Here is a 13929-nt window from a genome sequence, read left to right as displayed (position 1 = left end):
CATGTCTTTCTTCTGCGCGGCCGAGTGGAATCAAAGGCATGTTAAAAGCAGATAACCTCAGCAAGCGCTACGGCCGCCGCACTGTGCTCAATCGCGTCACTGTGTCCATCGCCCCGAGCGAATTCGTCGCCATCATGGGACCTTCCGGCAGCGGAAAAACCACGCTGTTGAACCTGCTATCCGGGCTCGATAAGCCCACCTCCGGCCGAGTCAATGCGCCGGGGCGCAAGCAGCGAGCCTTTGTTTTCCAGGACTATAACCTGCTGGAATCCCTCAACGCCCAGCGCAATGCCACCTTGACCGCGCGCTTTTCCGGCCGGCGCCCTACACGCGGCAAGGTGGCGGAGGTCTTTGACTCGCTCGGCCTTAGCGGGTTGGAGCGCCGCCTGCCCGCGCAGCTTTCCGGCGGGCAGCAGCAACGTGTGGCCGTCGCCCGGGCACTGCTGGCCCAGGCGCCCTATATCTTCGCCGACGAGCCTACGGGCGCGCTTGACGACGCCACCGCATCCACCGTCCTTTCCCACCTGCGCGCCGCCGCCCGCGATGGCGCCAGCGTGGTCATGGTGACCCACTCGCACCTCGCCGCTGAGGCGGCCGACAGGATCATCTCCTTAGAGGAGGTGGCCCATGCTGGTGTGGCTTAAGGACTTACAGTCCAATTGGCTATCGTGGCTGGCCGTGGCGCTGACCCTGGTGGTGTCTTCCACCTCGTGCACCCTGGCGCTGGCCATGCTGGTTGCCTCCTCCGGGGCCGAAGAAAATCCCGCCGGCCCGCTGGGTGGCACGGTGCTGGGCATGGCCCTGTGCGTGGTGGTGTTGGTGACACTATCGCAGATGCGCCTTATCATCGCCGAGCGCGAGCCGGTCTACCGTTCTTGGCGCATGGTGGGCATGCCCGGGTGGATGATTGTTGCCTTCATTCTGGGCCAAGTCGCAGCGGTCAGCGCGGCTGCCGGATTTCTCGGCGTGCTGCCGGCCCGACCTCTGCTTGACCCGTGCGTGCGCGCCCTGCGCAGCGACGGCATCCCCATGCCGGATATCGCCGTTACCGGCCAGGTCACCGCCATTGCGGTATCCGTCTGCACGTCCGCGGCCCTGGTTGGTGCGCTGCCTCCGCTGCGCCGCGTGTTCCGGCCGCGTACTCCCGCACACCCGATGTGGCTTCTGGTGAAATTCCTGCTTGCGGCCGCGGCTATCGGCGGCACGGTCTACGGGTGCCTGCACATCGATGACCCGGGTGACCTCTTGTCGGCCGAGATGGGGCTCGTCATCCTCGTCGCCCTCTTCTTACCTTGGCTCATGCCCGGTATCGACCAATGGACCCGCGCGGCCGGCATCGCTGGGGCCAACGTGCGGGTGCGCCGGCACTTTTCCACCCCACACATCGTGCCGTGGGTGCTCCTCGGCGGCTTTATCGTCGCCGTCGGCTCGGGCCTGCGCTTTGGAAACGATGCAGGCGTCGGCGGCACCTTGTCCTCGTGGCAGGTCTTTGTCGCCCTTTTAGGGCCGGTCTTTGCCCCCAGCATCGTGGGCGCCGTGCTTACCTCACTGCTCATGCGCGGGCGCATCGCCTCCGATATCCGCGGCCTCACGCTGGCTGGCGCCACTCCCTCGGCCTGGGCGCGCGTGCAAGTAGGGGAGGCGGCGTGCCTCACCCTGACTGCGGCCGGCGTGGTCTGGGCGCTGTGCTTGGCGACGCTCCTCCCCCTCCACCACCTGCTCACCCCACAGGCTTCCTTCGGCCGAACGCTGGTAGACGAGCTGTGGTGGTCGGCCTTTGCCGTGATTTTTGGTGCCATGTTTATTGCTGTGGGCGTCGTCAAGCTGGCGCTGGCCGGCTTCGTGCGCGCCGGGCAACGGGAGCACTGAAGGGATCGCTGAGGGCGTAGAAATGTGGGCCGGGTCATTGTTGAGGGTTAGCAGTCACGAGGGTAGAGTGCTAATCAGGTTGTTTGACCCACAGTTGTTCACCCGCGACGACGGCTGTGCTGGACATCCACAACCGGCACGCGCGCGCCATACCGGCGCGCATACGAACACTACGGAGGAAACATCATGGCAAACATCAAGCCTCTCGAGGACCGCGTCCTCGTACAGATCGTAGAAGCTGAAACCACCACCGCTTCCGGCCTGGTTATCCCGGATTCCGCCAAGGAAAAGCCACAGGAAGCTACCGTCGTTGCAGTAGGCCCAGGCCGCACCAACGACAAGGGTGAGGTCACCCCGGTAGGCGTCAACGAAGGCGATACCGTTGTCTTTTCCAAGTACGGCGGCACCGAGCTGAAGTACAACGGCGAGGAGTACCTGCTGCTGTCCTCCCGTGACCTGCTCGCCGTCATCGAGAAGTAGGCCCACTTATGGCAAAGCTTATTGCATTCGACCAAGAAGCCCGCGAGGGAATCCAGCGCGGCGTCGATACGCTGGCTGATGCCGTCAAGGTCACCCTCGGCCCGCGCGGCCGCAACGTCGTGCTGTCCAAGGCTTTCGGTGGCCCCACCGTCACCAATGACGGCGTGACCATCGCCCGCGATATTGACATCGAGGAGCCCTTCGAGAACCTCGGCGCGCAGCTGGTCAAGTCCGTTGCGGTCAAGACCAATGACATCGCTGGTGACGGCACCACCACCGCTACCTTGCTGGCCCAGGCGCTCATCTTCGAGGGCCTGCGCAACGTAGCGGCCGGCGCCAACCCCATCGAGCTCAACCGCGGCATCGCGGCGGCGGCCGAAAAGGCCGTCGAGGAGCTCAAGGCCCGCGCCACCGCGGTCAACTCCTCCTCTGAAATCGCCCAGGTAGCTACCGTCTCCTCCCGCGATCCGGAGGTTGGCGAGATGGTTGCCGGCGCCATGGACAAGGTGGGCAAGGACGGTGTGGTCACCGTCGAGGAATCCCAGACCATCGACTCCACCGTCGACGTCACCGAGGGCATTTCCTTTGACAAGGGCTACCTTTCCCCGTACTTCGCTACGGAGGAAGAGACCTACCACGCCGTGCTGGACGACGCCGCAGTATTGCTCGTCCGCAACAAGATCTCCTCCCTGCCGGACTTCCTGCCGCTGCTGGAGAAGATCGCCGAGACCAATCGCCCGACCCTCATCATCGCGGAGGATGTCGAGGGCGAGCCGCTGCAGGCTCTCGTCGTCAACTCCATTCGCAAGGTGCTCAAGGTCGCGGCCGTGAAGGCCCCGTACTTTGGCGAGCGCCGCAAGGGATTCATGGATGACTTGGCCGTCGTTACCGGCGCCACCGTCATCGACCCAGAGGTGGGCGTCAACCTCAACGAGGCTGGCCTCGACGTGCTGGGTTCTGCCCGCCGCGTGACCATCACCAAGGATGACACCGTCATCGTCGATGGCGGCGGCACCGCTGAAGCAGTAGAGGAACGCCGCGAGCAGATCCGTCGCGAGATCGAGCGCACCGATTCCACCTGGGATAAGGAAAAGCTCGAGGAGCGCCTGGCTAAGCTCTCCGGCGGCGTGGCCGTCATCCGCGTTGGTGCGGCTACCGAGACCGAGGTCAACGAGCGCAAGCTGCGCGTCGAAGATGCCATCAACGCGGCCCGCGCGGCCGTTGAAGAGGGCGTCATCGCCGGCGGCGGCTCCGTGCTGGTCCAGATTTCCAAGGAACTCGAGTCCTACGCCGAGGACTTCGAGGGCGAGGCTAAGGTCGGCGTTCTCGCCGTCGCCCGCGCCCTGACCCGCCCGGCTTATTGGATCGCCGAAAACGCTGGCCTCGACGGTGCCGTCGTCGTCTCCCGCGTCGCCGAGATGTCTAACGGTGAGGGCTTCAACGCCAATACCCTGGAGTACGGCAACCTCATCGATAACGGCATTATCGACCCAGTCAAGGTCACCCACTCGGCCGTGGTCAACGCCACCTCCGTGGCCCGCATGGTTCTAACCACCGAGGCCTCCGTGGTGGAAAAGCCACAGGAAGAGCAACCTGCTGACGCCGGTCACGGCCACCAGCACTAAACCTTCCCAACAACGCCCGCCCGCTTCCCGCGCGGCGGGTTTTGTTGTGCCTAGATTAGGGCCGTGGAATACATCAAGGTCACCGGCGCGCGCGAAAACAACCTGCGCGATATCGCCCTGTCCATCCCCTAGCGCCAGCTCACCGTCCTCACCGGTGTATCCGGCTCCGGCAAGTCCTCCCTGGTCTTCGACACCATCGCGGCCGAGTCCCAGCGGCTTATCAACGAGACCTACCCCGGCTTCGTGCAGGGGTTTATGCCGTCGTTGGCCCGGCCGGACGTCGATAAGCTAGAGCATCTTACGGCCGCCATCGTGGTGGGCCAGGAGCCCATGGCCGCCTCCTCTCGCTCCACCTTTGGCACCGCCACCGGTATCACTGCCATGCTGCGCGTGCTGTACTCGCGCATGGCCACCCCGCGCGCCGGCGGCCCGGCGGCCTACTCCTTTAATGTGCCCTCCGCCTCCGGCCAGGGCGCCATCGAGGTTAACGGCACCAAGGAGGTGCGCCGTTTCGAGCGCACCGGCGGCATGTGCCCCGAATGCGAGGGCACCGGCCGCGGCGAAAATCTGCGATACCTTGTGCACCGTCGGCCTGGGGTATGTCGCCCTAGACCAGCCGCTATCTACTTTGTCCTGCGGCGAGCGTCAGCGCCTCAAACTTGCGGCGCACCTGAGCGATAAGAAATCTACCACTGATGTGCTGGTCCTCGATGAGCCCACCACTGGCCTGCACCCAGCGGATACCGCGCGGATTCTGGCGCTGCTGGATGAGCTGGTGGACTCCGGACATACCGTCGTCTGCATCGACCACAATCTGGCCGTTCTCGCGCATGCGGATCACGCCATCGACTTGGGCCCCGGCGCCGGTTCGGCCGGCGGCCAGCTTGTCTTTAGCGGCACCCCGGCCGATTTAGCCGAGCAGAAAGACTCGGTGACGGGGCGCTTTCTTGCCGACGCCCTCGTCTCCCCCTAACCTTCTGCCTTAAGCGTTGACCGGCGCGGCGGCGCGGCGGCGTTGGCGCAGCGCAACGACGCGCTCGGATTCGCTCATTCCGCCCCAGACGCCGTAAGGCTCGGCGGATTGCAGGGCATGCTCGCGGCACAGATCAATGACCGGGCAAGAATTGCAGATGGCCTTGGCACGGTTCTCGCGCTGGGCGCGGGCGCGGCCGCGCTCGCCATCTGGGTGATAAAACACGTCCGAGTTTTCTCCGCGGCAGGCGCCTTGTAGCTGCCAATCCCACAGGTCAGCGGTGGGACCGGGAAGCAAATGAGGCTGAGACACGTTACTTAGCTCCTTTGTAAGGGCGAGAATTCTAGTGTGGCTTCCGCAGTGTTACGGGAAGCAACCTCACGTAGTGTTTCGTGCGTGGGTAAACGGTGGGTTACCGATTTTTGACTTTTAGGTATTCTTCCCATGCTCACCCCGCCTGCACCACGGTCTACCAGCGGAAACGGCAAAGGTTAACGGTTTATGAATTTTCTGCCGCTCGGGTTGTGCAGGCGCTGGGGCCGCGCGTCGCCTTTGCATAAACTTCCCGTGTGCCAATATGGTTAGTTACCGGTTTAAAACATGTCAGAGGGTGCATACGTGAGTGATAAGGAACAGGAGCTAGCGGATCTCGTCCCGCATGCCGTCGACGGCAGCCGTCGAGCGCTGCAAAAAGTCCTGCGGATCATTCACCCGCAGGTGCTGCGCTACTGCCGCGCCCGCATCGGCGGCGGCCGCCAACCCACCGCGGAGGATGTAGCCCAAGAGATCTGTCTTGCAGTGGCCACTTCTATTGGCTCCTACGAGGACAAAGGCCGCCCGTTTATGGCCTATGTCTACGGCATCGCGTTCAATAAGGTCACCGATGCCCACCGCGCCATGGGGCGCGATAAGTCCACCCCTACCGAAGAAATTCCGGAAGACTCCGCGCGTGACGCAACCCCTGAAGAGTGGGCATTGGAGGCCGACGGTAGTAACAGAATGCGCGCCTTGCTCGATACGTTAAGTGACAAGGCGAAAAACATCGTTATTCTGCGCGTGTTCAACGGTTTGTCGGCAGAAGAGACCGCGGAAATTGTGGGTTCCACCCCAGGTGCGGTTCGTGTCGCACAACACCGAGCACTCGCTCAATTGCGAAAGGCTCTCCAAGCCGCCCAGGAAACTGCGCGCTAAGGGCCTAGAGGCCGACTCTTACAGCAGATATCTCTTAATAGAAAGGAAGGGGGAGAGACACCATCATGGCACCGAAGCACCACGGCGATAATGCCGGCCTAGCAGACCAGCTCCAGCCCTTGGTAGATGATGATGCATTCCTCACCGAGCTTTCGAAGGGAACTAACCCTTCCGACGGCCAGGATGACCTGGCGGAGCTGCTGCTGGAGTTAAAGGGGGACGTCGACAAGCAGATGCCTCCAGCCCCGCTGGTAGAAGGCGCCGATGCTGAGCCTGAGGTCATCGACCTAGGCCAGGCCCGCAAGCGCCGCCGTGGCGGCCCGTTCGTACATGGGCTCATCGGTGCGGCGGCCGCAACTCTAGTCATCGCTGGAGCCGGTGGAGCCATGCTGCACGCCGGAACCTTTGATAAGGGCGATAAGACCCGCAATGTAGAGCTGGCCGGCACGCTGGAAGAGATGGAATCTCGCGCGGCCGAAGGCGATATTGAAGGCGCCCGCGAACTAATGAAGGACGCCCGCGCCAAGCTGGATGAAGCCGAAGGTAAGGAAGAAAAGGCCATCGCCGCTAACCGTGAGGCCGAACAAAAGCGCTCTGCGCACCCGAAGCCCACCCCGCACACCGTTACGGAGACCGCCACCGAAACCGTGGCGGAAGAAGCCTCTCAGCCGGAGCAGCGGCCGGAACCGGCCACCGTGACCGAAACGCAGTACGCCACCGAAACCGTGGTAGTCACTGAGCAGGCCCAGCAAAACCCGCAGCCTAATCCCAACGTTGAGGACGAGCCTACGACCACCATCGAACTGGGCCAGCAACAGCAGTAGTAGCTAGCGGCCCTCCAGGCCGTCCAAGTAGCCCAAGGCATAGTCCCAGGGCACGTAGTGGGAGGGATCTGGCTCGGCGCCCGGCTCATGCACGGGCGCTAGCTCCCCTTCGAGCGTAGCGCGCATATTAGCGGCCATAATATCCCACTCATAGAAGTGGTTCTCCTGGCAATCCTCGCACAGGAAGAAGATGCCATCGATGCCGCGTGGGCCGAGGATGGAGGCGAATTTCTGCACCAGCGCGAGGTCGTGGATGATGGCGATCCGGTCGTCGTCGGTAAGCGGCATGACCTGCTCGTCCTCCTCCAAGAAGGAGGCTGGGTCATTCGGGTCGTCGGCGAAAGGATCGCGGGGCATATTGGCGAAGAAGTTCACGCCTGCGAGCCTATTGAACTTGCTCGCCCGAGGCAATTTACCCCTGCCCAAATGGTGTCTTCGGCCGGCAACGCACTACAGTTGGGTTAGCCGCTAAACCTGTTAAGGAGAGACCTCGATGAGCGAGAACCGTATTCATACTGGTGGAGATGACCCGAACAAGGTAGCCCTGCGCGGCCTGACCTTTGACGATGTGCTCCTTTTGCCCGCCGAATCCAATATCGTGCCCTCCGAGGTCGATACCGGCGCGCAATTTACCCGCAATATCCGCCTCGGCGTTCCGCTTGCCTCGGCCGCCATGGATACCGTGACCGAGGCCCGCATGGCCATTGCCATGGCCCGCCAAGGCGGTATCGGCGTGCTGCACCGCAACCTGTCTACCGAGGACCAGGCCGAGCAGGTCGAGATTGTGAAGCGCTCCGAGTCCGGCATGGTCACCGACCCCATCACTGCGCGCCCGGATATGACCATCGGGGAAGTAGACGCGCTGTGCGCCCGCTTCCGCATCTCCGGCCTGCCGGTGGTAGACGAGGACGGCACCCTGATGGGCATTTGCACCAACCGCGATATGCGCTTCGAGCCTGACTTTGACCGCAAGGTCAGCGAGGTCATGACGGCCATGCCGCTTGTTGTTGCGCGCGAGGGTGTATCTAAGAAGGAAGCCCTCGAACTGCTTTCGGCCAATAAGGTGGAAAAGCTGCCCATCGTCGATGCGGATAATAAGCTCACCGGCCTGATCACCGTCAAGGACTTTGTCAAGACCGAGCAGTACCCCAACGCGTCCAAGGACTCGGCCGGCCGCCTGTTGGTTGCGGCCGGCATCGGTACCGGGGAAGAGTCCTACCAGCGCGCCGCCGCGCTTGTCGACGCCGGCGTGGACGCCCTCGTCGTCGACTCCGCCCACGCCCACAACAACCGCGTGCTGGAAATGGTCTCCCGCGTGCAAAAGGATTTCGGTTCCAAGGTCGATGTCATCGGCGGTAACCTCGCCACCCGCGAGGCTGCCCAGGCAATGATTGATGCCGGCGCCGACGCCATCAAGGTCGGCATCGGCCCAGGCTCCATTTGCACCACCCGCGTCGTCGCCGGCGTGGGCGCGCCGCAGATTACGGCCCTGATGGAGGCCGCCGCAGTAGCTGGCCCGGCCGGTGTACCGGTTATCGGCGATGGTGGCATGCAGTACTCGGGCGACGTCGCCAAGGCCCTGGCGGCCGGCGCCGATACCGTCATGCTGGGCTCCATGTTTGCCGGCACCACCGAAGCCCCCGGTGACATCGTGGTCTACCAGGGCAAGCAGTACAAGCGCTACCGCGGCATGGGCTCCATGGGCGCCATGCAGGGCCGCGGACTTTCCGGCGAGAAGCGCTCCTACTCCAAGGACCGCTACTTCCAGGCCGATGTGCGCAGCGAGGACAAGCTGGTTCCAGAAGGCGTCGAGGGCCGTGTGCCCTTCCGCGGCGATATCGATGCCATCGTGCACCAGATCGTCGGCGGCTTGCGCGCTTCCATGGGCTATACCGGCTCCGCCACCCTGGCCGAGCTGAAGACCAAGCGCTTCGTCCAAATCACCGCCGCGGGCCTAAAGGAATCCCACCCGCACCACTTGCAGCAAATCGCAGAAGCACCAAACTACCGCTAGGAATATCATGCGTGAATACGCCGAAATCGGCATCGGCCGCGAGGCCCGCCGCACCTTCGATCTAGAGCAACTATCCATCGTGCCGCAGCGCCGCACCCGTTCCTCCAAGGACGTGGACACCACCTGGCACATCGACGCCTATACCTTCGACATCCCCTTCGTGTCCCACCCCACTGATGCGCTCGCCACCCCCGAGTTCATCATCGAGATGGGCAAGCAAGGCGGCTTGGGTGTCATCAATGCCGAGGGCCTGTGGGGTCGCCACAAGGACCTCGAGGGCGCCCTGGCCCGCATTTACTCGCAGCCGGGCGATAACTCCATCATCCAGGAGCTGCACGCCGCCCCGCTTGACGACGCCCTCCTTACCGAGCGCATCTCCCAAGTCCGCGACTCCGGGGTTACCGTTGCTGTGCGCGTTTCTCCGCAAAATGCTCGCGAGATGGCCCCGAAGGTCATCGCGGCCGGTGCCGAGTTGCTGTTTATCCAGGGCACCCTGGTCTCGGCCGAGCACGTGGCTACCGGCGGTGAGCCGCTGAACCTCAAGGAGTTCATTGGCTCGCTGGACGTTCCCGTCATTGCCGGCGGAGTTACCGACTACACCACCGCGCTACACCTGATGCGTACCGGCGCGGCCGGCGTCATCGTAGGCGCGGGTGTGACCACCAACGCCGAGACCGTTGGCATCGACTCGGCCATGGGCACCGCGATTGCCGACGCCGCCGCAGCCCGCCGCGACTACCTCGACGAGACCGGCGGCCGTTATGTACACATCATCGCCGATACCGAGTTTGAAAACTCCGGCAATATTGCCAAGGCCTTCGCCTGCGGCGCTGACGGTGTTGCTCTCGGCCCACTGCTTGCCCAGGCCCGCGAGGCCGGCGGCAAGGGCTGGTACTGGCCCGCCACGGCCGGCCACCCGCGTTTCCCACGCGGCTTCGTCCAGTTCTCCGGGGCCGATACCGACTTGGACGTTGATTTCCTCACCACCGGTACCTCGGCCGAAGCCGCCGAAGAGTCGGCCGCTCCGTCGCTGGAAACCGTGCTGCATGGCCCCTCCAGTGAGCCTTTTGGCCGCACCAACTTGGTCGGCGCGCTGCGCCGGTCCATGGCCAAGTGCGGCTACACCGACCTGAAGTCCTTCCAGAAGGTCGAACTCGCCGTGCGCTACTAATCCGCGCGAGAGTCCCCGACGCGGCTGTGCCTTTTTGGCGCAGCCGCGTTTCTTTTTAAGCTTCCTTCTTCGCTGAATAGATACAACTTGGCGGGGAGGGGGAGTAGTTACGAGAGCAACTGCCAGCCGCCTTCGCGCCTCCACGTGGTCTTGCCCGTCATCGGCCGCCATTGCCCTGAGTTGTGGACTGGGCACACGCGTACTCCCGTGGGATTGAGCTCTACAACCTTTTCTTCGCCGCTCGCGCGTAGAACCACCGAATTTTGCGCTACTTCTGGATGCCCCACGCGCTCTGCCTGCTGCGTGCCGCACAATGGAACCCACTCATCCCACTCGCTTCCAAAGACTTCCGCGGCCGGAAGCGTCACCTGTTGCGGGCCTTGTTCATCCAGCGCAGACGCCACCTCGGCCGTAGTTGGGGTGGCGTCACAACCGCACAACAACAGCCCCGCGGCGAGCACAATAGTCAAGCGCTTCATAAGCTATCAGTTTAGTGGGTTAGACTATGGGGCGTGACTAAGCCAAATACTACCCCGCGCCCCGTCCTCGTTGTGGACTTTGGCGCTCAGTACGCGCAGCTTATTGCCCGTCGCGTGCGCGAGGCCAAGATTTACTCCGAGGTTGTCCCCAACTCCGCTTCTGTAGAGGAAATTAAAGCAAAGGATCCAGCCGCTCTCATTTTGTCGGGTGGACCATCTTCCGTATATGCCGATGGCGCCCCGGCCCTCAAGCCGGAGCTACTTGAGCTCGGCATTCCGGTTTTCGGCATTTGCTACGGCTTCCAGGCCATGAACCATGCGCTTGGTGGCACTGTCTCTTCCACCGGCGAGCGTGAATACGGCCGTACCGATATGAATGTTAAGGGCGGTGTACTTCACGAAGGCCTGGAGGCTACCCACAAGGTGTGGATGTCCCACGGCGATGCCGTATCTGCCGCTCCCGAAGGCTTTGAGGTTACTGCTACTTCGGCCGGTGCTCCCGTTGCCGCTATGGAGTGCCCAGCCAAGCAGATGGCCGGCGTGCAGTACCACCCTGAGGTGCTCCACTCGCCGCACGGCCAAGAAGTGCTTACCCGTTTCCTTACCGAGATCGCTGGCCTAGAGCAGAATTGGACGGCCGATAATATCGCCGAGCAGCTCATCGCGGATGTCCGCGCACAGGTGGGCGAGGAAGGCCGCGCTATTTGTGGCCTGTCCGGCGGTGTGGATTCCGCGGTGGCGGCCGCACTGGTGCAGCGCGCCATTGGAGATCGCCTCACCTGTGTCTTCGTTGACCACGGCCTGCTGCGTGCCGGCGAGCGCGAGCAGGTAGAAAAGGACTTCGTTGCCTCCACCGGCGCGAAGCTGGTGACTGCGGATGAGCGCGCCGCCTTCCTGGATAAGTTGGCAGGCGTTAGCGACCCAGAAGCCAAGCGCAAGGCCATCGGTGCGGAGTTTATCCGTTCCTTTGAGCGCGCGGTTGCAGGCGTGCTTGACGACGCCCCTGCAGGCTCCACCATCGACTACCTCGTTCAGGGCACCCTGTACCCGGATGTCGTCGAGTCTGGCGGCGGCGATGGCACGGCGAATATTAAGTCTCACCACAATGTCGGCGGTCTGCCAGATGACGTGGAGTTCGAACTGGTTGAGCCGTTGCGCCTGCTGTTTAAGGACGAGGTGCGTGCCGTCGGCCGTGAGCTGGGTCTGCCGGAAGAGATCGTCAACCGTCAGCCATTCCCCGGTCCGGGATTGGGCATCCGCATTATCGGTGAGGTGACCGAAGAGCGCTTGGAGACGCTGCGCGAGGCGGACCTTATTGCTCGTACCGAGCTGACCAATGCCGGCTTGGATGACCAGATTTGGCAGTGCCCGGTAGTACTGCTGGCCGATGTCCGCTCCGTTGGCGTGCAGGGCGACGGCCGTACCTATGGCCACCCGATTGTGCTGCGCCCAGTGTCCTCGGAAGACGCCATGACTGCGGACTGGACCCGCCTGCCGTACGAAGTGCTGGAGAAGATTTCTACCCGCATCACCAACGAGGTGAAGGACGTCAACCGCGTGGTCTTGGACTGCACCTCCAAGCCACCGGGAACCATCGAGTGGGAGTAAAACGGCATGCGTAGAAGGCGCTCAGTCTAGTGCTGAGCGCCTTTTCGCTCGTTTTGGCGCCGGCGTTTACTCGCGCGGGGTAAACGGTGGCCGCCACACAATGCGCCCTCCCACCCGCTCGAGGCGGCCGCGCCGAGGTGGGGCGTTGGGGTCATCGTCGTTGACACCATTATGGTAAGCGCAGCACATGACCAGGTTTTTCATATTCGTCTCCCCGCCGTTGCTCCACGCCTTGAGGTGGTGGACTTGGGAGAGGTCGGCCGGCTGGTTACAGCCCGGCCAGGCGCAGCGTGGGTTTTCTGCAGCGGCCATAATGCGCTGCTTGTCATTGGCCACGCGCGCCGTGCGGTAGAGATTGACTGGTCCTTCTTCGGGGTGCACGAGCGTGACGTAGCCGGTTTCTTTGTCGCCAGCAAAGCCGACGTCGTTGAGCACACGCCGCAGATATTCGGTGCCGGTGATGGTGGCACCGTTGGTCAGATCGAGCTCGATATCATCGCCGCGGCCATCGCGGATGCGGATGAATCTGTCTAACGGCACGATGGCATTGGTCACCACTTCTGCCCGCGCGGCCGCAGCTTGGTCAAAGAAGATCTTTTCTACCGCCTCGAGCGCTTGCTTTCCGGTCGCGGCCAGCGCGGCGTTGAGATCCGCGATGAAACTAGAGGTTCCGGTGATGGCCAGCGTCCAGTAATCATTGGGGCGTCGGTAAGTGCGTACGCCTGGGGTTACGGTGTTGTCCTTCATTTCGCGCAAGCGCCGGCGGGCGTGCTTAAGGATGTGGCTCATCGAGCCGGTCATCGCGCAGCATTCCGCGCGCAGCTGCCAGGCCTGCTTCTTGCTTGGCGCGCGGTTAACAATGCGTTCTAGGGCGGCAAGGGTGGCGATGGAGTGGGTGTTGCGGCGGGCGTCGGCAATAGCGCGGTGCTGCAGGCGCGTAAATTTGGTGCGGCCGAAGTAGCTTTCGCACAAAAGAAGCAGATCGGCGGCGATGGCATCGGGTGCGCCGCGGTCCATGAGCTCGGACCCGGACATGCCTTGGCATCCGGCGATGATGTCCATGCCAGGGCCCAAGGCGGTGAGGTAGGTCTCGAGTGCGTTCATGCTTGCAACGCTACGGCGCGCACCTACACCGGCGCAGGGCCGGCGCAATCGCTACGGCCGATTCTGTGGATAACCCGGCCCGCATACTCGCCGTGGGCCGGAAAAGCTGTGGATAACCCCGAAAAGTGTCGTATAGATTAGGCAAACGCGAGCCGGCGCGTGCCATCCACGTGGGGGAAGACGAAAAAGCTCAGCCCAAAGACCACTAGCCACACCAGCCCGGCGCCCCATGCGGGCAGGGCCACGATGGGCGCGAGCATCACCATAAGCCACAGAATCATCAGTGGCACGAGCTGTGCGATGGTGGGAACCAGAGTGACGTTGCGCTTGTCGGCATAAGCGCGCATCGCGCGGCGGTAGGGGTGGGCAAAGACGAGAACGAAGGCCGCCACGAGGCATACGAGTGCCCCGACCAGTGCGGCAAAGATATGCGCGCGGCTAGCCAAGAGTGCCACGGCCGCACCGATGAGGATGGACGAGCCCAAACGCACCCAAGGCGGGGTAGGGATGGGTGTGGTGTGCTCGCGCATGGCGCCGTAGGCAGCGTTGAAGTTCATGCCGCTAAGGCTACCATTCGAACATACACTTGCA

Annotated in this window: 14 protein-coding genes and 1 pseudogene; 10 read left to right on the top strand and 5 right to left on the bottom strand. The window is 63.1% G+C overall.

The features are described from left to right. The first annotated feature begins 38 nt into the window (after nt 1-38). The 5 genes and pseudogenes from QP941_RS03765 to QP941_RS03745 form a co-directional block, all read left to right on the top strand. A complete protein-coding gene (locus tag QP941_RS03765; protein ID WP_005326841.1) occupies nt 39-644 on the top strand; it encodes an ABC transporter ATP-binding protein in 606 nt (201 codons plus the stop codon). Next, entirely contained in the window at nt 628-1869 is a 1242-nt protein-coding gene (locus QP941_RS03760) for an FtsX-like permease family protein (protein ID WP_284868054.1), read from the top strand. Before QP941_RS03765 ends, QP941_RS03760 begins: the two co-directional genes overlap by 17 nt. 186 nt (nt 1870-2055) lie before the next feature. After that, nucleotides 2056-2349 carry a co-chaperone GroES gene (gene groES, locus QP941_RS03755; protein WP_005322702.1) on the top strand — a complete coding sequence of 98 codons (294 nt, stop codon included), beginning with the start codon at nt 2056-2058 and terminating at the stop codon, nt 2347-2349. A gap of 8 nt (nt 2350-2357) precedes the next feature. Then, nucleotides 2358-3974, top strand: coding sequence for a chaperonin GroEL (gene groL / locus QP941_RS03750; RefSeq protein WP_284868053.1), 1617 nt, complete (start codon nt 2358-2360; stop codon nt 3972-3974). A gap of 54 nt (nt 3975-4028) precedes the next feature. Then, nucleotides 4029-4923, top strand: a pseudogene (locus tag QP941_RS03745) (ATP-binding cassette domain-containing protein); the annotation flags it as partial. A gap of 33 nt (nt 4924-4956) precedes the next feature. Here QP941_RS03745 and QP941_RS03740 read toward each other — a convergent pair. Then, nucleotides 4957-5259 carry a WhiB family transcriptional regulator gene (locus QP941_RS03740; protein ID WP_005326832.1) on the bottom strand — a complete coding sequence of 101 codons (303 nt, stop codon included), beginning with the start codon at nt 5257-5259 and terminating at the stop codon, nt 4957-4959. 306 nt (nt 5260-5565) lie between these two features. Here QP941_RS03740 and QP941_RS03735 point away from each other — a divergent pair, with 306 nt between their 5' ends. Next, nucleotides 5566-6138 carry a sigma-70 family RNA polymerase sigma factor gene (locus tag QP941_RS03735; protein WP_239278076.1) on the top strand — a complete coding sequence of 191 codons (573 nt, stop codon included), beginning with the start codon at nt 5566-5568 and terminating at the stop codon, nt 6136-6138. A gap of 65 nt (nt 6139-6203) precedes the next feature. Further along, nucleotides 6204-6962 (top strand): hypothetical protein, encoded by a 759-nt coding sequence (locus tag QP941_RS03730; RefSeq protein WP_284767786.1) that lies wholly within the window; start codon nt 6204-6206, stop codon nt 6960-6962. 3 nt (nt 6963-6965) lie between these two features. Here QP941_RS03730 and QP941_RS03725 read toward each other — a convergent pair whose 3' ends face one another. After that, nucleotides 6966-7337, bottom strand: coding sequence for a DUF5319 domain-containing protein (locus tag QP941_RS03725; protein WP_284868051.1), 372 nt, complete (start codon nt 7335-7337; stop codon nt 6966-6968). Between the two features lie 118 nt (nt 7338-7455). Here QP941_RS03725 and guaB point away from each other — a divergent pair, with 118 nt between their 5' ends. Beyond that, nucleotides 7456-8976: an IMP dehydrogenase gene (guaB, locus tag QP941_RS03720; protein ID WP_284868049.1), complete on the top strand. Its 1521-nt coding sequence runs from the start codon at nt 7456-7458 to the stop codon at nt 8974-8976. Between the two features lie 7 nt (nt 8977-8983). Then, nucleotides 8984-10147, top strand: coding sequence for a GuaB3 family IMP dehydrogenase-related protein (locus QP941_RS03715; RefSeq protein WP_239278073.1), 1164 nt, complete (start codon nt 8984-8986; stop codon nt 10145-10147). A 107-nt stretch (nt 10148-10254) separates the two neighbouring features. Here the strand turns inward: QP941_RS03715 and QP941_RS03710 are convergent, their stop codons facing one another. Further along, nucleotides 10255-10626 carry a hypothetical protein gene (locus tag QP941_RS03710; RefSeq protein WP_284868048.1) on the bottom strand — a complete coding sequence of 124 codons (372 nt, stop codon included), beginning with the start codon at nt 10624-10626 and terminating at the stop codon, nt 10255-10257. A gap of 33 nt (nt 10627-10659) precedes the next feature. Here QP941_RS03710 and guaA point away from each other — a divergent pair, with 33 nt between their 5' ends. Then, nucleotides 10660-12234: a glutamine-hydrolyzing GMP synthase gene (gene guaA / locus QP941_RS03705; protein ID WP_284868047.1), complete on the top strand. Its 1575-nt coding sequence runs from the start codon at nt 10660-10662 to the stop codon at nt 12232-12234. Between the two features lie 66 nt (nt 12235-12300). On the opposite strand, the gene QP941_RS03700 is transcribed toward guaA, so the two are convergent. Together QP941_RS03700 and QP941_RS03695 are read right to left on the bottom strand one after the other, a co-directional pair. Beyond that, a complete protein-coding gene (locus QP941_RS03700) occupies nt 12301-13338 on the bottom strand; it encodes an HNH endonuclease signature motif containing protein (protein WP_284868046.1) in 1038 nt (345 codons plus the stop codon). Nucleotides 13339-13475: 137 nt separating this feature from the next. After that, complete coding sequence (locus tag QP941_RS03695; protein ID WP_239280239.1) at nt 13476-13895, bottom strand: hypothetical protein; 420 nt, start codon at nt 13893-13895, stop codon at nt 13476-13478. Nucleotides 13896-13929 lie beyond the last annotated feature (34 nt).

The organism is Corynebacterium sp. MSK150 (assembly GCF_030229215.1).
Taxonomy (GTDB): Bacteria; Actinomycetota; Actinomycetes; order Mycobacteriales; family Mycobacteriaceae; genus Corynebacterium.
Note: the sequence above shows the minus strand (reverse complement) of the source record. Positions and strands in the feature narration are given on the sequence as shown.